Raw genomic sequence first — 21,153 nt, forward strand, 5'->3', positions numbered from 1 at the left:
TCTAATTTTACAATGTAATATTTACCCCAAGGGTACCAACAACTGGCACAGGAAATCCATAATTGGGAATCTCAGGATCAGTACCGGTAAAAGATTTACTCTTTATGGTAAACAGGTTACTGCCCTGAACGAATATCCTGAAGTTCTGTATTTTCATATTCAGTGCCTTTTTAAGGTTATAACCAACCTGCAGGTTGCGCAGCTTGAGGTAAGATCCGTTTTCAATAAAATAAGTAGAGAACCTTCCTTCATTATTGCGGTCTACAAGCGTGAGCGCTGGAATGGTAGAGCCTGGATTTGAAGGACTCCAGGCATCAAGCGTCCTGCTGCCCCAGTTCGTACCTGTCCAAAGCGAAGAAAAATCGGTATAGGTTTTAAAGTCGTTCACCACATCTACATTGATGGCCTGTAGGAAAAAACTCATATCGAAGTTTTTATAACTAAGGGAAACATTCAGTCCATAAGTGAACTTAGGACTATTGTCGCCTATAAAGTCGCGGTCCAGATCGTTAATCACTCCATCATTGTTTATATCCTTATATTTAATCCTACCCAATCCTTTTCCAGGCTGACTGGCATAAGCATCCACTTCTGCCTGTGAAGTAAAGAGGCCATCTGCAACATATCCAAAGTAGGAGTTTATGGGCCTTCCGAGCACGTTTTTGTCGGTGCCATTGCCGGGATAGGAAGCCAGTACATCTTTAGGCAGATAGGTCACCTTGTTCCTGTAGAGTGAAAAGTTACCCGTCAGGCTGAAGCTAAAATCATCACCAATCTTATCTTCATACGTAAGAATCGCATCAAGCCCTTTGTTCTGAAGCGAAGCCCCATTACTGTAGCTGTTCCCCCCATCTCCAAGCACCGCCAGGTAAGCGGGACTGATTAGGATATCTGAGGTTTTCTTAATAAAATAATCAACAGAACCGGTAAGCTTATTGTTCCATAAACCAAAGTCTAAACCAAAATTCGACTCTCTTAAAGACTCCCATTTCAGGTTGTCGTTACCCTGTTGGATAAGGGTAAAACCAGAGGGCAGCTGACCTGTACCTGCGCCTGTGATATCATATGCTGTACCTTTATCAAAATCCCATGTCGGGTCAATCCCGTAAATAGCAGCGTATAGCGAGCGCGTGGCATTGTTGGGGATTTCCTGGTTTCCAGACCGGCCCCAGCCGTACCTAAGCTTCAGATCAGAAAACAGACCCAGGTCCTTTATAAACTTTTCTTCACTCATTCTCCAACCAAGTGAGAAAGCTGGGAAAGTACCGTATCGGTTATCTTTACCAAAACGCGAAGAACCGTCTCTCCTCAAAGTTACAGAGGCGATATAACGATCGTTGTAACTGTAGTTGACCTTACCGAAATAAGACAACAGCTTGTTTCCTGCCCCACTTCCCCCGTTGAGGGTATTTGAGCTACCTGCATTAAGGTAGGCATAATCAATATTTTCTATCGCAAGCCCTTGTCTGCTTGCAGAAAATTCCTGACTGATGTTCTTTATGTATTCCTGTCCGGCGAGTATTTCCAGGTTATGTTTATCCTTGGTAACCTTATAGTTAAGGGTATTCTGCCAGATGATATTACCCTGATAGGTCTGTGAATTGCTCACCTGGTTTGCAGGATCTGCCAAAAAGCCCGAAACATATGATTTCTTTAACAGGCGCTGATAGCTACCGTTATAGTCTACACCAAAATTTGTCCTGAAGTTCAATCGAGGAATGATCTGGTAATCTGCATATGCATTTCCGAAAAACCTGTAGAAATTGTAGGTGTTTTGCTTATTATCCTCTATTAACCTAACCGGGTTCTGCCTATCGGTCATTCCTGCTGCAGGGCCTCCCCAGCCTCCGCTTGTGGTATATACCGGTACAATGGGCTGCTGTACGAGCGAGGCAAAAAGGATATCGCTTGTCGGGATCTGGGCATTCTTAATGTAGCTTGCTGAAAAATTCTCCCCAATCTTTAACTTACCGTCCAGATAATTGTAATCAGAATTGAATCTTGCCGTATATTTCCGGCTTCTTGACTCTTTTACGATACCCTTATTATCATAATAACCCACCGAAAAAAGACTGTTTCCCTTTTCACCGCCATTGGAAAGGGCTGCGTCATAGGACTGGATAATCGAATTTTGTGCAATCTCATCAAACCAGTAGGTATCTGCGGGCTTCATGGTCTTTGCCGCATCGATGTACTCCGGAAAGATCACACGGTTAAGCACCGGATTGTTAAAGTTATTGTTCCAGTCGTACTGATAGATCTGGTTATTATTGGGGTTGGCTTTATCGTTTACCGCCGCCTGCCAATAGGCACGGCCTCTTTGCTCGGCATTAAGCGTTTTAAGTTTGGTGGCATAATTCTGAATGGATGTAGAGGCATTGAAGTCGATCTTTGAATAGCCTTTTTTGGCTTTTTTTGTAGTGATGATGATTACCCCATTCGCTGCACGTGAGCCATAAATAGTAGCCGAAGAGGCATCTTTAAGCACCTGAATAGATTCAATGTCGTTCTGGTTTAACTGTTCCAACCCGTTTTTGGTTGGCACGCCATCGATTACATAAAGCGGGTCGTTATTGCCCAGGGTTCCAATACCGCGGATTCTTACTGTTGCCTGACCGGTTGGAGAACCGTCGGTGGTAATCAGTACCCCTGGTACCCTTCCCTGAAGAGACTTTACAGCATTACCAGAAGGGATATCCCTGATCTTTGAAACATCAACCACATTGACTGCTCCGGTAATGTCTTTCTTGCGTTCCTTCTGATAACCTGTTACCACGACCTCGTTGAGCTTATTGATCGCGATGTCGAGTTTGACCTTAAGATTGGCTGATTCTGCGGTTATGGGAATGGTTAATGGTTCAGCTCCAATATAAATGAACCTAAGCGACTGACCGGCAGAAGCTTCAATTTTAAAACTACCATTAGCATCTGTGGTTACCGTTTTTTGGGTACCTACGATCACTATGGTTACAGCCTCCAGAGGGATGGACTCATTGTCAGTGACAACGCCACTGATTACCCTGGTCTGGCCAAATGCCAGGCCCATTACCATACAGGCAAAAAGCCAGGTAAGGAAAATTTTTCTCATAAAAATTCAGATTTGGTTAGTATTTATTAATGTTCAGTTAAAATATTTCGTCAATAAACTTTTTGTATTCTTCAATCTCATATTCCGGACAGCCCCCCTTTTTGGTAGCGATAAAAGCACCCATTCCGATCGCATTTTTTATAATGGTTTTTGGTGCCAGCCCCAATTGATGATTGGCAATGAAGGCTGCCAGAAATGAATCTCCACTCCCGATGGTATCGTTAACCTTCACCTCAGATCCCCAGGCATGGAAGGATTGATCCATTTTATAATAGGAAGCTCCAAATTCGCCTTTGGTTACGATTACCTCTGGAACACTGAAGCGTTCCTGTATAAAACGGACCTGCTCTCTCTCATTTATGAACCTTCCCCCGAAAAGAATCTGGGCCATGTGTAGCTCCGACTCGTTAAATTTTATGATATCTGCCCGTTCCATCAGATTTGCCAATAGGCTCTTATCAAAAAAAGGAGGGCGAAGATTGATGTCAAACACCTTTATCGCATCGCTTTCCAGGAATTTGAACAGCGTTTCTCTGGAAAGCGTATTTCTGGAGGCCAGGCTTCCGTATACAAAATATGTGGATGATATCAGTGCGCTATCGATAATGGACTGATGATCTATAAAATCCCATGCCACGGGAAACACGATTTCATAAGAAACCTCATTTTTGCTGCCCACGCGGGCAATTACTTCACTGGTAGGATGGATCGTATCGCGTTGAAGGAGGCTTTTATTAATTTGCCAACCATCAAGCAAACGTTCCAGTTTCACTCCGTTTTCATCATCTCCGATTCTACTGATGATACTACTGGACAGGCCAAGCTTATTGAGGTGATAGGCAACATTTAGCGGTGCACCACCTGGCATGCGCCCATCAGGCAGCACATCCCATAATATTTCGCCAAAGCATATAGCAGGTGTGATCATATTCTTGTCTTTCTTTTTATTTAGTGCATTACAATTCCGGTCTCTATCTGCTCCAGAGATTTCCCCTTTGTCTCAGGCATCATCTTCCAAACGAACACCAGCTGCAATACCATCATGGCACAGAAAAAGAAAAATATGTTTGCACCTCCAAATGACTCTGCCAGATAGGGAAAGCAGAATGCAATCAGTGCTGCCATTACCCAATGGGTAGAACTTCCGAGTGTTTGCCCCTTTGCCCTGACCTGATTTGGGAAAATCTCTGAAATGAATACCCAGATAACCGCCCCTTGCGAAAAAGCAAAAAAAGCAATAAAGAGCATTACATAAATCGGGATCTCAAACCCGCCGGACGAACCGCTAAGAAATGCAACTGCTACAAGCCCAAGAGAAATAATCAATCCGAAAGAGCCGATCAGCATCAGTGTTTTTCTACCAACTTTATCTATAATATTGATCGCAAGAAGCGTAAATATAAAATTGACCATTCCGATACCAACAGTTGATAAAAGTGAAGAATGCGCACCAAGCCCTGCCATTTCAAAAATTCTTGGTGCATAATAGATAATGGCATTTATGCCAGATACCTGATTGAAGAAAGCAAACAGCACGGCCAGGATTATAGGCTTGTTGTACTTTCCTGAAAAAAGTCCATCTGAAGATTTATCCCGCTGCATATCCTTTCCGGATTTCTGTATAGCGGCAAGCTCTTCATCACAGTTTAACGGATTTATAATGCGTAGGATTTCCAATGCTTTATCGTATGCACCACGCTTAAGTATAAGCCATCTTGGACTTTCAGGAATAAAGTAGATTAGCACAAGGAATATTATAGATGGAAATGCCTGAACACCAAGCATCCATCTCCAGGATGCCTCTCCTCCCTGGCTTAGCAAATAGTTTGAAAGATAGGAGATCAATATTCCCAGTACAACATTGAACTGGAAAAGCCCAACAAGCCGGCCCCTTCTATGTGCCGGAGACACCTCTGAAATATAAATGGGTGCAGTAACGGAAGATATCCCCACACCTAAACCACCTAAAAAGCGGAATGCTAAAAAGATATACCAATTATCTGCCAGTGCGGTACCAAGTGAGGAAAGTAAGTATGCCGCAGCGACGAAATAAAGTGTATTTTTTCTTCCGAAATAATCAGAGGGGCGGGATCCTACCAGAGAGCCGATTACCGTACCGATAAGTGCAATAGATATGGTAAGTCCATGCGAAAATGCTGAGAGGTTCCAAAACTGTTGAATGGATTTTTCAGCACCTGATATAACGGCTGTATCGAATCCAAACAGAAAGCCGCCTAGGGCTACGACCATGGACCAAGCCAGGACGGAATGTTTTTTCATAAGGGTTTATTTATTGGTTGAGGATTGCAAGTTGGTCAAAAACAGGAAGGGAGGATAACAAATCTGTTCCAAAAAAATACAATCTTGACACATTACCTAAATAACTGATTAACAGATAATTAAAATTTATTATTTTTACCTGAGCCAATGAGGTTACACTTTTGAAACATCAATAGTAAGGTTTTGATGCATCTGTACCTTTCATCCTCCCACTCGCAGCCGAGCGCCAATTCCTTAAAGTTTCAAATTTGATTATCTTTAGCATTATTTCTTACAAACAGGATCCTAACCAGATACAACCGGTGCCAGGCACTGCCCTTATTAAAATGATAGATATGACCGCAAGACTTCACTTCCTTCATAGGATACTTATACTGGTCACCCTAACAGCTATTCTTTGTGGCTGTAGCGACAAGAAAAAGGAAGCAAAATACGTTATAGGCTTTTCACAATGCGTTGGCTCAGATCTGTGGCGGAAAACCATGCTGGAAGAGATGAAAATGGAGCTTTCGCTGCATCCTGGTGCTACATTGGTATATAGAGATGCAAACAACAGCAATAGCAAACAAATCTCACAAGTCGGGGAACTATTAAAAATGAATATCGACCTGTTGATTATATCCCCTAACGAGGCCCGGCCGCTCACTCCAATCGTTGAACAGGCTTATAATAGTGGTATCCCTGTGGTTATTATCGATAGGAAAACATCATCTTCGGCTTATACTGCTTATGTTGGTGCAGACAATTATCAGATTGGCAAGATGGCCGGACAGTATGTATCCGGTCTGCTTAAAGGGAAAGGAAATATTCTGGAAATCATGGGACTTCCCGGCTCCTCTCCCACAATAGAGCGCCAGAGAGGATTTGCCGAAGGGCTCCAAAAATCTGCTAATATTAGGATTTCGAATCAGATCTATGGCGATTGGTTAAAATCGCACGCTATTGATGAACTGCTGAAAATGAAGGAGGCATTGCGTAGCACAGATCTAATTTTTGCGCACAATGACCAGATGGCTTCAGCAGCCAGGGAAGCGTTGGATAAACTCGGAATAAAAAAGAAGGTGACCATTATTGGAATAGATGCACTACCTGGACAAGGAGGCGGCCTCCAGATGATTGATGGCAAAGTGATAGATGCCAGCATGCTTTATCCAACGGGAGGCAAAGAGGCGATTTCCACAGCATTCCGTATCCTTGGAAAAGAATCCATCCTCAAAGAAAATATCCTTCAGTCTGTGGTGATAGATTCGTCGAATGTTCAGCTCATGAAACTGCAGTGGAGCAAATTTAGCAGCCAGCAGAGAGATATCGAACGGCAGCAATCACTCTTGGCTGAACAACGTTCTTTGTTTGACAACCAACAGCTTACATTAAATATTACCGTGGTCACCCTGGTGCTCTCTGTGGTTTTCGGGGGACTGGCTTTTTTCTCCCTACTTGAAAACAGGAAAATCAACAAAAACCTGGAGGCGAATAACCTGGAAATCCTTAACCAGCGTAATAAGCTTATTGAGATGTCTGAAAAGGCTAAAGAGGCGACGGAGGCCAAACTGAACTTCTTCACCAATATATCTCATGAATTCCGCACCCCTCTTACCCTGATACTCTCTCCCCTGGAAGATCTGCTTAATAACGAAAAAATCAACGCCCTTGCAGGAAAAAACCTAAAACTGATCAATAAAAATGTTTTTCGCCTGCTGCGCCTGATCAACCAGCTCATTGAGTACAGGAAAATTGAGTATGGTAAGATGCGCATAAGATCGACATCGAACAATATTATAGATTTCATTGCAGACATCATTGAGACCTTTCAGCTCGCTGCAAAAAAACAGAACATAGACCTCAGACTCTTCACTAAAGAATCGGATATAACAGTATGGTTTGACGTGAACATGTTCGACAAGGTAATCTTCAACCTGATATCTAACGCACTAAAATTTACGCCAGCCAATGGAACAGTTCACATTACAGTGAGTAAAGACGATGCTCATATCTCTATTAAAGTGGAAGACAATGGACCTGGAATGGATCGGGAAGAAATCCTCCATATATTTGAACATTTTTATCAGGCAGACTCGAATGCAAGAAAAGGGTCTGGATTGGGCCTTTCCCTTTCGAAGGAACTGATGAATCTTTTACATGGTGACCTAACCGTAGAAAGCCGGAAATGGCAGGGTACTATCTTTACTGTTACCCTACCCCTTGGGTCAGCACACCTTCGGGAAGAAGAGAAGCACACCCAACAGGCTGAAAGAGAAGAGCTTTATGAAAATGCAAAAATCTATACGAGCGAACTAGAGCATCTCAAGAGAGAAAAGAACCATGATTTGTTGCGTGAACTAAAAGAACGGTCGGTATTGATAATAGAAGACAATGCAGACCTTCTGCATTATCTGGCTGAGAAACTTGATGAGGAATACGAGGTATTTATTGCAAATACCGGAGAGAGCGGAATCACTTCTGCCTACGAGCAGGTGCCAGATCTGATCATCTGCGATGTGGTATTGCCAGATCTTTCAGGGAAGAAAATTACAGAGAAGCTCAAATCCGACATTCGTACATCCCATATCCCCATCATCCTGCTCACCGCTCAGGGCAGTGTAGAACAGCAGATCAATGGCTTCGAAAGCATGGCAGATGCCTATATCGTTAAACCTTTCAATTATGAGTATTTACTGGCTACTGTACGGAACCTGATGAAAAACAGACTCTTGCTAAAGTCTCATTACACAAGCGACATCAGTTCTGGAAACAGGCAACCTATTTCAAAAAGCCTGGATAAAAAATTTGTAAATGATTTTTCAGGTCTCGTAGAGCAGAACCTAAGCAATGAAAACTTCAGTGTAGAGGAGATTAGTAAAGCCCTGGGGGTTTCAAGGGTGCAGTTATACAGAAAAGTAAAGGCCTTACTGGATTGCAGTGTAACCGACTATATCATAAACAGAAGGTTAAAAAAGGCAAAATTTTTATTGATCAATGAAAGGTACACAATTGCAGAAATCACCTATATGGTCGGATTCTCCTCACCAAATTACTTTTCGACGGTATTTAAATCGAAATATGGCATGAGGCCAAGTGAGTTTAAGAGAAACCAATCCCCAACTCAATAGCCAAACTAGAAAAACGGGTTCGATTTCACCTTCAGACTTAGCGCCTGTTTAAATTTTATTATAAATTACTAGTATGTCAGTCTGTCCAAAGGACTCCTGTGGAGAGCGTAGTCGAAGACCCGTTTTTCGATATATTAAAAGCAATCAACTACGCTCAGATAAACCGTTAGTTCCAGATCGAACATAAACTGAAAATACTGCCTTCATTTTACCGTCCAATACGGCGAATCTGTTCTGGCGGTTAAAAGATACTCCTCAATTTTCTTTACAATATCAGGATGGGCAGCAGCCACATCATTGGTTTCGCCAATATCCGTTTTAAGGTCGTAAAGTTCGAGTTTATGGTGTCTTTTCACCCCTTTCCACCGACCATAACGCACCCCCTGCTCAAAGCCCAATTCGAAAAATTCCCAATATAGAAAGCGGTCGGTTTTAACCTTGCCGCCCTTAATAACCGGGTATATACTAGTGCCGTCTGTACGGAATCCAGTAGTTTTACCGGCAATCTCTCCAAAAGTTGGCATAATATCAGGGAAATACCCTGGTACCTCACTTGTTTTCGGCGCATTTTTAATAAAGGGCGCCCATGCGATAAATGGAATTCTGATCCCTCCATCATACATATCCCTTTTGTATCCTTTAAGTTTACCGTTCGAATCAAAGAATTCAGATACCGCTTTAAGCTGACTGGTCGGCTCCGACCTTGGGCCGTTATCTGATGCAAAAAACACAATCGTATTCTCAGACAGGCCACTTTTGATCAGGTAATCTTTTATTTTACCTACCGACTGGTCTAAATAGTACACCATGGCCGCATACGTCTTCATATCTTCAGGCCAGTTTTTATTCTTGTAGACGGCTTGATCAGGAACATCCAGCGGTGAATGCGGATTATTAAAGTTCAACATTAAAAAGAAAGGCTTTTTGTTATCTTTTTGGGTTTCCAGATAAGCCAGTGCTTCGTCTGTACAGATATTGGTTTCATAATAGCCCTTTTTTGCATTCGTATTAGGTTCAACTGTTACGAGTTTTCCATTAATATAACGGTGATCAGGCCAATAGGTGCTTGCGTAAGTTGAGGGAATATTGATCAGCCATCCCGAAAATTTATCGAAGCCCCTTTGTAAAGGTGTAGCGAGCGAATCATATCCATCCACATGCCATTTTCCAACCAGCGAAGTATGATAACCAGCATCCTGCATCAGGTTTCCTATAGTATAATCGTCCTTGGTAAGATTGGCCCGGTACACTACATTTTTCCCTTTTTTCCCTGCAAGCCCTCCTTGTTCGGTTGCATTGCCCCTAATTGTAGCATGCCCCGTGTTGAGGCCTGTAAGGATGGATCCCCGTGATGGCGAACATACTGGTGCACCGGCATAAAAATCGGTAAAGCGTGTTCCTTCATTGGCCAGCTTATCGATGTTGGGCGTGAGGATCTGTTTTTGCCCGTAAACACCAACATCTCCATAACCCAGGTCATCGGCCAAAATAAAAACAATATTGGGCTTTTGCCCAGCTTTTCGCTGGGCAAATATAACACCGCTATAAAGGAGCGAAAAACCGATGATGATTAAACTTCTTTTGATCATTTTATTGAATTGAAATCTTATTCTTCGCATAATATACTAGTTATAGCCCGGATTTTGAGTATAAAGACCGGGTGCAGTTTGAATTTCTGCCGCAGGCACCGGATAAATGACATAGTTCGGCACAATTTCATTAATTTTCGTGATCGCATCGGCTACTCTCCAGGCATTCATCTGCGAGACGGCCAGGCCTTCGCGCACAAGGTCGTTCCAGCGGAGCCCTTCGCCTAAAAACTCCCTTTGCCGCTCCTGCATTAAGGTCTGAATATTTACATTCGATAATGTACCTATGCCAGCCCTGGTCCTCACCCTGTTCACAGCCACGTCTACATCACTTTGAGCGCCTGCTGCACCATGAAGGATACATTCGGCTTTCATGAGCAATATATCGGTATAACGCAGTACGATAAAATTAATCGGCCAATCTTTACCCGACAGGCCTTTTTTGGCCACATCGATGTATTTTTTGATAAAAGGACCAGCCGTATAGGTAGTCGCTACATTGAAAGGATATCGCACATCGGTGCCGCTTACCGTATTGGTGGTGTAAGAACTCACTAAACTTTTAGAAACCGGAAAAGTACTGGCTCCATAACCATTTCCAAAACTATTGGAAATCCCATTACTGGTCCAATAAGCTACAGGCACCAAATGGGAAGGAAAACCTGCTCCGTTTAAACTCGAAGCAAACTGTACATCAAACACCACTTCACTATTATTTTCGTTGTTGTAAGAAAATATCGATGCATAATTGGAGGCAAAACTATAGGGACTCCCGGTAAGCACCGCATCGAACAAAGCGGCAGCCTTATCATATTCATTGCTGTTAAGGCCAGGTCCGTTTATACCATATGTTGGGCCCGATTTGGTGAGATAAACCAATCCCAGCAACCCTTTTGCAGCATAGGAAGTTGGTCTTCCAAGATCAATTCCGGTAAAAGCTGTAGGCAGATTGGCTGCTGCATACTGCAGATCGGATTCGATCAGTGCATAAACATCAGCTACCGGACTACGTGGAATGCTTGCGACTTCCGCAGCGCTCTTTACCGTAGATATTAATGGCACCTGGCCAAAAGTCCGCACCAGGGAAAAATAATAAAATGCCCTTAAGAAACGGACTTCTGCAGCATACCTTGTCGCATTTGCGGCAGTAAGCACACTTCCATTGGTTTCTAATGCTGCCAGAACAGTATTCGCATTGTAAATACCATTGAAATTGGCTTTCCAGGCAGTAGTGATAAATCCTGTTGTGGTAATACTCGGCGTAAAATTATTGATCCCGTCCCAATCACGGTTACCATCCGAAGTCGCATTTAAGTTGTCGCTACGCATTTCACCAAGCCATAATGCCTGACTGGGATAATTGCTCAACTGGGAATACACCCCATTTACAGCCTGAAGAAAGTCGTTATTATTGGTAAAAAAATTCGCTGTAGCCAAACTCGACTCTGGTGTTTGATTTAATTGTTTTTCGCAACTGCCAAACAGCAGTATTGCGGAGAACAGGGTTAAGTATATTTTCGTTTTCATCTAATTCTGTTAAAAGCCAATGTTTATTCCAATTGAAGCTGTTTTACTTAATGGTGCCGAACCGTAATCGCCTGATATTGCATAGCTGGCATCTCCACTTACGTTCGTATTCTGCGCTTCTGGATTCGCTCCCCCTTTATATTTATCATGAGAGAAATAGTTTTCGAGTGCTACGAATATTCGTGCCGAAGAAATACCAGGGGCTTTGATCAATCCCTTCAGGTTATAGCCCAAAGTAATGTTCTGCACCCGAAAGAAATCGCTGGAGTAAACCCAATCAGAGGTAACATTTGGGTAAGTATAAGTTGCGCCCAGTTTACCCCTTGGTGCATCCGGATTGGGATCTGCTGCAGTCCAGCGGTCTCTCCATACCCCAAGAACATTTGCAGTTGTACTTCCAGAAAAGTCGATTGCACGGCCCAGATAAGAAAGTATCGAACCTCCACGCTGGCCATACAGCTGTATACCAAGATCAAAATTCCCATATTTAAAATTGTTCGTCCAACCCCAGGTATATTTGGGAGAAGGCTGTCCGCCAACTACCCTGTCGGCTGCACTGATTTTTCCATCGCCATTGGTATCGACGTATTTCGCATCGCCAACTTTCTGTCCGGATACTTTTGCCACAGCCGGATTGGCAATATCAGCAGCCGTTAAAATTCCATCGGTTTTAGTGATGTAATAGCTAAAAGCAGGGAGTCCTTCCCTCAGCAGATATGGTGCATTGCTACCGCTATAAGCAGAAGCAATTTCGATATCGGCATGTGTTGGGCCAAGATCGGTTATGATATTTTTGTTAAAGGCAATATTGGCACTCATTGTCCAGGTGAAATTGGCTGTTTTAACGTTTACCGTATTCAGTCCGAACTCCAGTCCTTTGTTCACCACGGCACCTATATTTTGTAAACTTGTACTGAAACCACTTGCAGATAGTACCGGCAGGTTTAACAAAAGATCGCTATTCTTTTTATGATAGGCATCGAAGTTGAAATTGATTCTGTTGGCCAAAAGACTGAGGTCTAAACCAAGATCATAGGTGTTGGATGTTTCCCATTTCAGCGCTTTGTTGGCAAGGCCAGAAACCACCTGCCCTGTAGCAGTTGTTGGTGAATTGCCACCAAATACGTAATTCGAATTTACCAGGGTGCTTATGGCGTTATAGTCGCCAATATTATTGTTGCCCGATTTACCCCAGCTTAATCTTAGTTTTAACTCACTAATGGCCTTAACATCTCTAAGAAAAGACTCTTCTGAAACTTTCCATCCGGCAGATACCGAAGGAAAGGTTCCCCAGCGGTTTTCAGATCCAAATTTAGAAGAGGCATCTCTTCTGATGGTACCAGACAAAAGGTATCTATCCTTAAAAGCATACTGTAATCTGCTGTAATAAGAGAATAAGGTGTTATTAGCTGCAGTTGAAGTTCCTGTAGTGGTTACCCCTGCAGCGTTGGCAATGGCGTTACTTAAGGTTTTGATGATATCGTTGGCAAAACCTCCGGCCGTTGCAAGGCTTACCCCTTCGGTATGTACTATGTTGTATGACACTCCCGCAATGGCAGAAATCTTGTGGACACCAGCAATTGTTGTAGTGTAATTAAGGGTATTTTCGTTAAGAAAGTTTTGTTTCTTGGTTACCGCATAAGAGCCGGTTGAGTAAAGACCTGGATTAGTTAACAAGGCCGATGCTGCACCAACGGTTACCTGATCGGATGTATATTTTGAAGTATTTCGATCAACGTTATCATAATTTACACTCGACCTTACTGAAAGGCCTTTAATTATTTGATAATCTGCATATATAGAAGCCAATAATCTTGAAGTTTTTACCTTGTTTATTGCGGTTTCCAAATAGGCATACGGACTAATTAACCTTGGGCTCGCCCAGGTATAGGTACTGTTTCCGTAAGCGCCAGAATTTAAGCCTGCTGAACTTTCAACTACCGGCACCATCTGTAAAGCGTTCATGAGCTGGTTATCCTTACCCTCCCCCGGAGGTGCATTATTAACAGAATAAGATGGCGCAAGGTTGATTCCGAATTTAAGCTTCTTACTCGCATTGGCCTCCACATTGGCCCTTAAACCATAGTTTTTAAAATTGGAATTAATCAAAGTTCCGTTTTGGTTAAGTATGTTACCTGAAATAAAGTAGGTTACATTTTCTGCCCCTCCGCTTGCTGAAACCTCATAATTCTGATAAGGTGCATTGGTAAAGATAGCATCCTGCCAATCTACATAATCAAGTCCGGGGTGGCCAGGTTGTGCCCATCTCGGATCGGTCATAAAAGAGGTGTTAATGGTACCTGGAGCAAGGCCTAAAATAGCGGCTCTTTCAGCATTGGTTTGGGCAGCCGTTCTACCTGTACCTGAGGCTACCCATGCAGTGTTGGCCAGTTCTGCTGCCTGGGCAACCCACTCATCAGCACTCAGCATATCGATTTTTCTGGCTACCGAACTAACACCTGCATTCGCATTCACGCTAATTCTTGGTTTGCCCGCAACACCTTTTTTGGTTGTGATAATTACTACCCCATTTGCCGCACGCGAACCGTAAATGGCGCCCGCAGCGGCATCTTTTAATACCTGAACACTCTCGATATCGTTTGGATTAAGGTTATCTAGTGGACTGTTTGAAATACCTCCGGAGGCATTCTGACTGGCTACATCCAAAGGAAAGCCATCCAATACGTAAAGAGGTTCATTACCTGCCGTTATTGAGCCAGCCCCACGTACCTGGATACTTAAACCAGCTCCTGGCGTGCTACTTTGCTGCCTTACCTGAACGCCGGCCATCTGGCCGATAAGCGCCTGCTCAACTCTTGATATCGGCTTTTCTTCTACTGCTTTTGCATTAAAAGTGGCTACTGAGCCTAATACATCACTTTTTCTTTGCGTACCGTACCCTACCACAAGTACTTCTTCGAGCTTACTTTGATCAGGATCAAGTTTTATAGAGAGCGGCTGGCCTTTGTAAACCACTTCCTGTGTTTTATAACCTACATAGCTAAAAACCAAAGTAGGCTGATTTAGCTCGGTAACCAATTGAAATTCGCCGTCTGGATTGGTTGATACCACCTGAGCAGTTCCTTTAATCCTAACACTAACGCCAGGTAGAGGAAGGTTCTTTTCATCGGTTACTTTTCCTTTAATTGTAACAGTCCGCAAGCGTAGACCTTCACTATTTGAAATCTTAAAAGAACCACTAGGAATATTATATGCTGTCAAATTTGCCACAAGGGCTACCTTTGAATGAGAGAGGGGGTTAATATTTTCTCCTTCGCCGCGTCTTTTTGCCCTGGCCTGCAGAACGGAGGAAATCAGAAGAATTCCTGTCAGGCAGAGTAATAAAAGTATTTTTGACAAAGATGTACTATGCGAGTCCTTCCAGGACTTTCCGCTTATTTTCATAATTTATATTGTTTTATGCCAATCATGAAACTGCAACAAGCTTTGGGAATATGAAAAATTCCCGTGCAGAATTCATAATTTTGACATGATCATTGAATAAACTGACCGGATGCAACGCCAATTGATCTCCGGCAATGGTCGAAATCTGGGGAGAATGCATTTCTGCATTTCCCCTTATTTATATTCAGTAACTATCTTATTTTGCAAACTCCTTTCTATACCTTTGGGTATTGTGTTTTATAATTGATTTTAGATTATCCATTGAACATTTTCGCTTCCAATTCCAGTTAGCCACTTCTTTATTTAATGCCATATTATGTTAAGATTATACAGAGGTCATAACTTTAGCGGATCTACTTAGGTTTGATTATTTCCCTTCCACATGGTCATTAAAAAAAATAAAAACTCGGAAAAGACTAAAACTAGAGGTTCAACAACAGCAACCAAAGTTATTGTAGGATGTATCAGAGATCAGAATAAGGGGATAAGTAACTGTTTTGGATATCATAATATATTAAATCTATAGTACTAGTAGACAAAATTATATTATCTTAACATCCCCTACAAACATTTAACAAATTTTACGACTTTGATAATTTTTCAACTTCCGGCAACGATGGCATAACAATTTATACGCGCAAAAATTATTCTATTCATAAAACTAGCTGTTGTTGTATATAAGCACTTGCTTTTTCAGCTAATTGTTCAACAATCCAAATTAAAGTGCTGTAACTGCCATAACCCGATGGCCTCTTTACTAATAAGCGTAAATTATCGCTAATACATTTATATGGCTTTATAAAAAATAAACGGCAAACTCCGACAGATATATTTGAATTTCTTAATTTTGTTAAATGAAAGAGAAGGTAACAAGAGCAATTTCAAAGTTTAACAATGAGCTGAAACTGCAAGGTTTTAAAGCATTTCAAATAGAAGAAGACACTACTGATACCCGTACCTATAGCCGAAAGGAGTTCTATAAAATTTGCTTAACGACTGGAAAAAGCAGGATTCACTATTCAGATAAAACTTACGAGCAGGAAGGAACGATTCTCTTTTTTGGAAATCCGCATATCCCTTACTCCTGGGAAACGATTTCTACAACTTATGTAGGCTATACCATTCTTTTTTCGGAAGAATTCTTTAAAAATTCCGAACGGTCTGAAAGCCTGCAACAATCTTCTTTTTTTAAAATCGGCGGAACACCGGTTTTGAAAATAACCGAAGCGCAACGAACATTCCTCAATACCATTTTTCAGAAAATGATTACTGAACAAGAAAGTGATTATGTATTTAAAGATGAGTTGATTCGCAATTACATCAGCCTGATTATCCACGAATCGCTAAAGATGGAACCTTCGGAAGGTTCCGAGAAAAACAAAAATGCCTCCTCAAGATTAACTTCCGTTTTTCTGGAGTTGCTGGAAAGACAATTTCCGATTGAAACTACTGCAAATTCGCTTCAGCTGAGAACTGCACAACAGTATGCACAGCATCTGAATGTACATATCAATTACCTTAATCGTGCAGTAAAAGAAGTAACCGGAAGATCAACAACTACCCATATTACCGAGCGAATTCTCACAGAAGCAAAAGCACTTTTGCAACACACCGACTGGAGCATTTCAGAAATCGCCTACGCGTTAGGATTCGACTATCCCACCTACTTCAACAATTTCTTCAAAAAAGTTACTGGAACCAATCCTACTGCATTTCGTTTAGCAGAAGTTTGATTTTCTTAATCATTGGTTTGATAATCGTTACTATCTTGCCTAAGGGCGGGGCTAACTTTGTACTTGGTAATCAAATCCAAATACGATGTCAGATGCAAACCATATTCCTAGTTTTTTGCCATCTCAAAAAGATATTTTTGAGCGGCTTTTGGCTAGTGAAACCATACTTCCCACCGATCCTCAAATAGGCAGATTGAGGGAAGAAGCATTCGCTGTGAAAGAATTGCTTATTCAGATGAATAATTCCTCAAATCCTGAGGAAATCTCAGAAATACTGAGCAGAATTTTAAACAAAGAAATTCAGGATGTAACCGTCTTCACGCCGATATACATCAATTACGGCAAACACATCAACATTGGTAAAAACGTATTCATCAATTTCGACTGCACCTTCCTGGCATTGGGCGGAATAACCATTGAAGATGATGTTCTAATTGGCCCGAAAGTCAGCCTCATTACCGAAAATCATCCATTAAATCCTCAGGAGCGAAACGGACTGATAGGCAAGCCCATTCACATCAAAAAAAATGCGTGGATTGGCGCCAGTGCTACTATTTTACCAGGTGTAACCATTGGCGAAAATGCTGTAATTGCAGCAGGAGCGGTAGTTTCAAAAGATGTTCCTGACAATACAGTTGTGGGTGGAATTCCGGCAAAGTTCATTAAAACTATTCAACCTTAAGATGATTAAAGATGAAAATGAAAGCTATAATTCTGGTTCTGATGATTGCTATGCAACTTAACGCCTGTTCCAAGGATGAAAATCCTGAACAAGCGGAAACCCGGGATACGTCATCAGATACAAATACAACCAAAATGAAAATTACAATCGGCTCATCAGTTTTTACAGCAGTATTATATAACAACCCAAGTGCAACGGCATTTAAAGCCCGGCTGCCACTTACTATAAATATGACTGAGCTAAATGGCAATGAAAAATACTACGATTTTCCCAGCCTGCTGCCTACAAATGCTATAGTTGGAGGTAATATAAAGGTTGGTGACCTAATGCTTTACGGAAACAATGTTTTGGTGCTTTTTTATAAAAATTTCAACACCTCATACAGTTATACAAAACTTGGATATGTTGACAATCCTACCGGGCTTGCCCAGGCATTGGGTGCCGGAAATGTGATCGTAAAATTTGAAAACAATTAGAATAAAATGAAAAGTAGCTATAAATCCACTTTGTTATGGATATCTGTCTCACTGACAGCACTATCGTGCAACAATCAAAATAAAGAAAATATGAAAAATGATAAAAGCGCACTAACAGAAATTTTCCCTAAGGGAGAAAAAGGCTCGAGCGCGACCTTTACTGGGAGTGCTTATCCTACCAGCCTGGTTGCTTCAGATAGCATTTACAATACATTAGTTGGCAATGTATATTTCGAACCCGGTGCCAGAAGCCATTGGCACAGTCACCCTGCAGGCCAAATCCTCATTATTACCGACGGAGTGGGCTATCATCAAATCGAAGGGCAGCCTGTTGAAATCATCAAAAAAGGAAGTGTCGTAAAATGCCCACCAAATGTAAGGCATTGGCACGGAGCGAGTGCTGATGTGGGCTTGCAACAGCTGTACATCGTTCCAAACACAGAAAAAGGCATTGTAAACTGGAACGAAGCCGTAACAGATGAACAATATTCAATTAAAAAAAATAAATCAAAATAAAATGAGAAAAGTATTAGCAATCGCTGTACTGTTTCTGGTAACAGGACAATTATTTGCACAAAAAGTAAAATCAAATTCAGAAAAAATGAATACATCAAAAGAACATTATACATTCCAGCTCAGCGATAAAGTAACTCGTCAAAAAGTTAGCTTCAAAAACCGATATGGCATTACATTAAGCGGAGATTTATACATTCCAAAAAATATAGGAACCGAAAAATTATCGGCATTGGCAATCGGCGGACCTTTTGGAGCAGTAAAACAACAATCGTCAGGATTGTATGCCAATCAAATGGCAGAACGTGGTTTTGCTGTTGTGGCATTTGATCCATCTTACACCGGTGAAAGCGGTGGCGAGCCAAGAAATGTTGCTTCACCGGAAATCAACACTGAAGATTTCAGTGCCGCAATTGACTTTCTGGGATTACAGAAAAATGTAGACAGAAACAAAATAGGCATCATTGGAATTTGTGGATTTGGAGGTTTCGCATTGAATGCAACAGCAATTGATAAACGAGTAAAAGCGGTTGCCACTACGAGTTTGTACGATATGACCAGAGTAATGTCGAGGGGATACAATGATGTTGTGACGCTTGAGCAAAGAACCAAAACGCTGGAAGATTTAAGCCAGCAACGTTGGAAGGATGCCAAAGCCGGAAAACCTGCAGATGGTCCGAGAAATTTACCGGAAACATTGAAAGGCGATGAACCACAATTCGTTAAAGAATATTTCGATTATTATAGAACGCCGCGTGGTTTTCAGGTCAATTCAGTTAATTCAAACGGGGCCTGGCTGATTACCAATCCAATTTCATTTATGAATATGCCAATTTTAAGTTATGTGAAAGAAATTTCGCCAAGGCCAATGCTAATGATTGCAGGAGAAAATGCACATTCAAGATATTTCAGTGAAGATATTTTCAAAATTGCGAATGAACCGAAAGAATTGATTATTATTCCAAAAGCCGTTCATGTAGATTTGTATGATAAAGTAGATGTAATCCCTTTTGACAAATTGGATAGTTTCTTTAAAATTAATTTAAAGTAATGAATGGTTAAAATACTTGTGCTACCAAACCTAGAGTTTTATTAACTGAAGAATACATCGATTCGGAGCTTTTAGATAACATGCCAATGGGTTTAATCGGTGTGTTCCCTATCAATGACAAATTCCAAAATCTGCGTCATCTCGTCCCGAGTAATGCATAGTGGCGAGATGACGATTCTTCCTCGACCTATCAATTAACATATAATTTAGGTTTACGGTGGTAAATTAATTTTTCAGCTATGACTGTACCTCCAATTACTCCGATTTTGGATTTTTAGGAAATAGGGCGCGGTTAAATTCCACGATCTCCTCATGTGAGGGTTGAGTAGTGCGTTCAGCGAATAGTTTAATCACAGAATCCCTAATTTGAGCAGCAACTTCCCTCACACCATCGTTGAGTGCCTGTTTCAGGTCCGATACATTTAATTCTGTACAATAAGCCGGAGTTCCTGGCTGGTGTCTCCATGAACTTTCCAAATTACCAGCATCAACCACATCAAAGCCTGCTTGGTCGATAAGTCCGGAGATAACTTTTTTTGCTTTTGGATCATCTCCTGATATAGCCATTGCTATACGCCCTGGTGCACCTTTAGATCTCCCCCCAAACGCAAGACTTTCTGCCAGCAGATTATTGAATGCTTTAATAACAGGGCACCCGATTTGTTCAGCAACCCACACGCTCTCCACTTTACCGTTCTTGATTTCCTCGATGTCGGCATCGCGGAATGGATAGTAGTTGGACGTATCCACTATAATGGTATCTGGTGGCATTTCGTCAAATAAAGTTTTTGACAGGCCAGGAATAGCTATGGTTGGCACTGATAGTACGACCATAGCTTTACCTTTAACAAGGTCTTTTAAGGGCGAAGGCAATGCACCTAATTCATTTGCCCGCTTTTCCAGTTCAACAAATTCAGCCGAATTGGTTACGAAAACCTGATGCCCTGCTGCAACCATTTTTTTCGCAATGGTACCTCCAATGGCACCTGTACCTATTATTCCTATTTTCATATTTAGTATCTTTAATATTTGTTTTGATGTGTTATCAGATTATGGTAGCCTTTCCTTGAAGTCTTTTCATACCATATTGATTGATTAGAAGATCAAAATTTCAATTTTTCGTTAATCCTTAACAATCAGCCTATTTCAAATAACTATTGCAAAGTTATCATATTTTACTTTCCTTTGTATAGTACTTTCCCAAAGGAAAGTGATATTATTTAAGGGATGAGACTATGACCAAGAAGAAAGAACACTGTGACTGTTTGAATACCGTTAAGCCGGTAAGGGACGCGCTTGATGTAATCAGTGGCAAATGGAAACTGCCCATTATTATTTCGGTGGGTGTTGGTAATGATCGTTTTACAGACATACAGGAAAGCATTCCAGGGATAACTCCTAAAGTTTTGGCTAAAGAACTCAAGGACCTGGAGCAGCATAAACTATTAAAGCGTACCGTTTTAGATGGCTACCCCGTCAAAATCCTGTACACCCTGAAACCTTATGCAGATACCTTAACACCGATAATATATTCCTTAAAAGATTGGGGAATCAACCATAGAAAAGTAGTCACGAAAGATTAATGCACTTAGCTGATGTTCGAAGTAGTTAAGCAGATCAAAAAGAGCATAATATTGGTCTAACGTAGAAACGTTTCATTATTACCTACTTTTGTATCACAATAGCTGTTAATAATTGA

At 41.5% G+C, this 21,153-nt stretch carries 14 protein-coding genes; 7 read left to right on the forward strand and 7 right to left on the reverse strand.

Translation table 11 applies throughout. The features are described 5' to 3' along the window. Nucleotides 1–7: 7 nt before the first annotated feature. The 3 genes from LQ201_RS02350 to LQ201_RS02360 are packed head-to-tail and all read right to left on the reverse strand — an operon-like array spanning nucleotide 8 to nucleotide 5,368. Nucleotides 8–3,088 (reverse strand): TonB-dependent receptor, encoded by a 3,081-nt coding sequence (locus LQ201_RS02350; RefSeq protein ID WP_230143796.1) that lies wholly within the window; start codon nucleotides 3,086–3,088, stop codon nucleotides 8–10. 37 nt (nucleotides 3,089–3,125) lie between these two features. Continuing rightward, nucleotides 3,126–4,016: a carbohydrate kinase gene (locus LQ201_RS02355; protein ID WP_230143794.1), complete on the reverse strand. Its 891-nt coding sequence runs from the start codon at nucleotides 4,014–4,016 to the stop codon at nucleotides 3,126–3,128. A gap of 20 nt (nucleotides 4,017–4,036) precedes the next feature. Then, nucleotides 4,037–5,368, reverse strand: coding sequence for a sugar porter family MFS transporter (locus LQ201_RS02360; protein ID WP_230143793.1), 1,332 nt, complete (start codon nucleotides 5,366–5,368; stop codon nucleotides 4,037–4,039). A gap of 335 nt (nucleotides 5,369–5,703) precedes the next feature. Here LQ201_RS02360 and LQ201_RS02365 point away from each other — a divergent pair, with 335 nt between their 5' ends. Beyond that, on the forward strand, nucleotides 5,704–8,478 hold the full coding sequence (locus LQ201_RS02365; RefSeq protein WP_230143791.1) for a substrate-binding domain-containing protein: 2,775 nt from the start codon (nucleotides 5,704–5,706) through the stop codon (nucleotides 8,476–8,478). Nucleotides 8,479–8,681: 203 nt separating this feature from the next. Here LQ201_RS02365 and LQ201_RS02370 read toward each other — a convergent pair whose 3' ends face one another. Genes LQ201_RS02370 through LQ201_RS02380 form a run of 3 tightly spaced genes read right to left on the reverse strand, consistent with a single transcriptional unit; the run spans nucleotide 8,682 to nucleotide 14,999 of the window. Continuing rightward, nucleotides 8,682–10,097 (reverse strand): arylsulfatase, encoded by a 1,416-nt coding sequence (locus LQ201_RS02370; RefSeq protein WP_230146590.1) that lies wholly within the window; start codon nucleotides 10,095–10,097, stop codon nucleotides 8,682–8,684. Nucleotides 10,098–10,103: 6 nt separating this feature from the next. Beyond that, nucleotides 10,104–11,594, reverse strand: a complete 1,491-nt coding sequence (locus tag LQ201_RS02375) for a RagB/SusD family nutrient uptake outer membrane protein (protein ID WP_230143787.1) — start codon at nucleotides 11,592–11,594, stop codon at nucleotides 10,104–10,106. 9 nt (nucleotides 11,595–11,603) lie between these two features. Then, nucleotides 11,604–14,999: a TonB-dependent receptor gene (locus LQ201_RS02380; protein WP_230143785.1), complete on the reverse strand. Its 3,396-nt coding sequence runs from the start codon at nucleotides 14,997–14,999 to the stop codon at nucleotides 11,604–11,606. Between the two features lie 854 nt (nucleotides 15,000–15,853). Here LQ201_RS02380 and LQ201_RS02385 point away from each other — a divergent pair. The 5 genes from LQ201_RS02385 (at nucleotide 15,854) to LQ201_RS02405 (ending at nucleotide 19,454) form a co-directional block, all read left to right on the forward strand. Beyond that, complete coding sequence (locus LQ201_RS02385) at nucleotides 15,854–16,732, forward strand: AraC family transcriptional regulator (protein ID WP_230143783.1); 879 nt, start codon at nucleotides 15,854–15,856, stop codon at nucleotides 16,730–16,732. A gap of 85 nt (nucleotides 16,733–16,817) precedes the next feature. After that, a complete protein-coding gene (locus LQ201_RS02390) occupies nucleotides 16,818–17,414 on the forward strand; it encodes a sugar O-acetyltransferase (protein ID WP_230143782.1) in 597 nt (198 codons plus the stop codon). 17 nt (nucleotides 17,415–17,431) lie between these two features. Continuing rightward, the gene (locus LQ201_RS02395; protein WP_230146591.1) at nucleotides 17,432–17,890 is read left to right on the forward strand and encodes a cyclophilin-like fold protein; all 459 of its coding nucleotides are present in this window, start codon (nucleotides 17,432–17,434) and stop codon (nucleotides 17,888–17,890) included. 90 nt (nucleotides 17,891–17,980) lie between these two features. After that, entirely contained in the window at nucleotides 17,981–18,406 is a 426-nt protein-coding gene (locus tag LQ201_RS02400; RefSeq protein WP_230143778.1) for a cupin domain-containing protein, read from the forward strand. A gap of 1 nt (nucleotide 18,407) precedes the next feature. After that, the gene (locus LQ201_RS02405; protein ID WP_230143776.1) at nucleotides 18,408–19,454 is read left to right on the forward strand and encodes an alpha/beta hydrolase; all 1,047 of its coding nucleotides are present in this window, start codon (nucleotides 18,408–18,410) and stop codon (nucleotides 19,452–19,454) included. 255 nt (nucleotides 19,455–19,709) lie between these two features. Here the strand turns inward: LQ201_RS02405 and LQ201_RS02410 are convergent, their stop codons facing one another. Then, nucleotides 19,710–20,483: an NADPH-dependent F420 reductase gene (locus tag LQ201_RS02410; RefSeq protein ID WP_371823034.1), complete on the reverse strand. Its 774-nt coding sequence runs from the start codon at nucleotides 20,481–20,483 to the stop codon at nucleotides 19,710–19,712. Nucleotides 20,484–20,689: 206 nt separating this feature from the next. Here LQ201_RS02410 and LQ201_RS02415 point away from each other — a divergent pair, with 206 nt between their 5' ends. Further along, nucleotides 20,690–21,037 carry a helix-turn-helix domain-containing protein gene (locus tag LQ201_RS02415; RefSeq protein ID WP_230143771.1) on the forward strand — a complete coding sequence of 116 codons (348 nt, stop codon included), beginning with the start codon at nucleotides 20,690–20,692 and terminating at the stop codon, nucleotides 21,035–21,037. The last annotated feature ends 116 nt before the right edge of the window (nucleotides 21,038–21,153 follow it).

It is taken from the genome of Pedobacter sp. Bi126 (assembly GCF_918698245.1).
Classification (GTDB): Bacteria; Bacteroidota; Bacteroidia; order Sphingobacteriales; family Sphingobacteriaceae; genus Pedobacter.

Bases quoted from the DNA above. Each gene is read 5' to 3' on its own strand.
- LQ201_RS02395 (WP_230146591.1), top strand. From the start codon at position 17,432: ATGAAAGCTATAATTCTGGTTCTGATGATTGCTATGCAACTTAACGCC.
- LQ201_RS02385 (WP_230143783.1), top strand. From the start codon at position 15,854: ATGAAAGAGAAGGTAACAAGAGCAATTTCAAAGTTTAACAATGAGCTG.
- LQ201_RS02360 (WP_230143793.1), bottom strand. From the start codon at position 5,368: ATGAAAAAACATTCCGTCCTGGCTTGGTCCATGGTCGTAGCCCTAGGC.
- LQ201_RS02370 (WP_230146590.1), bottom strand. From the start codon at position 10,097: ATGCGAAGAATAAGATTTCAATTCAATAAAATGATCAAAAGAAGTTTA.
- LQ201_RS02350 (WP_230143796.1), bottom strand. From the start codon at position 3,088: ATGAGAAAAATTTTCCTTACCTGGCTTTTTGCCTGTATGGTAATGGGC.
- LQ201_RS02380 (WP_230143785.1), bottom strand. From the start codon at position 14,999: ATGAAAATAAGCGGAAAGTCCTGGAAGGACTCGCATAGTACATCTTTG.
- LQ201_RS02355 (WP_230143794.1), bottom strand. From the start codon at position 4,016: ATGATCACACCTGCTATATGCTTTGGCGAAATATTATGGGATGTGCTG.
- LQ201_RS02365 (WP_230143791.1), top strand. From the start codon at position 5,704: ATGACCGCAAGACTTCACTTCCTTCATAGGATACTTATACTGGTCACC.
- LQ201_RS02375 (WP_230143787.1), bottom strand. From the start codon at position 11,594: ATGAAAACGAAAATATACTTAACCCTGTTCTCCGCAATACTGCTGTTT.
- LQ201_RS02405 (WP_230143776.1), top strand. From the start codon at position 18,408: ATGAGAAAAGTATTAGCAATCGCTGTACTGTTTCTGGTAACAGGACAA.
- LQ201_RS02415 (WP_230143771.1), top strand. From the start codon at position 20,690: ATGACCAAGAAGAAAGAACACTGTGACTGTTTGAATACCGTTAAGCCG.
- LQ201_RS02400 (WP_230143778.1), top strand. From the start codon at position 17,981: ATGAAAAATGATAAAAGCGCACTAACAGAAATTTTCCCTAAGGGAGAA.
- LQ201_RS02390 (WP_230143782.1), top strand. From the start codon at position 16,818: ATGTCAGATGCAAACCATATTCCTAGTTTTTTGCCATCTCAAAAAGAT.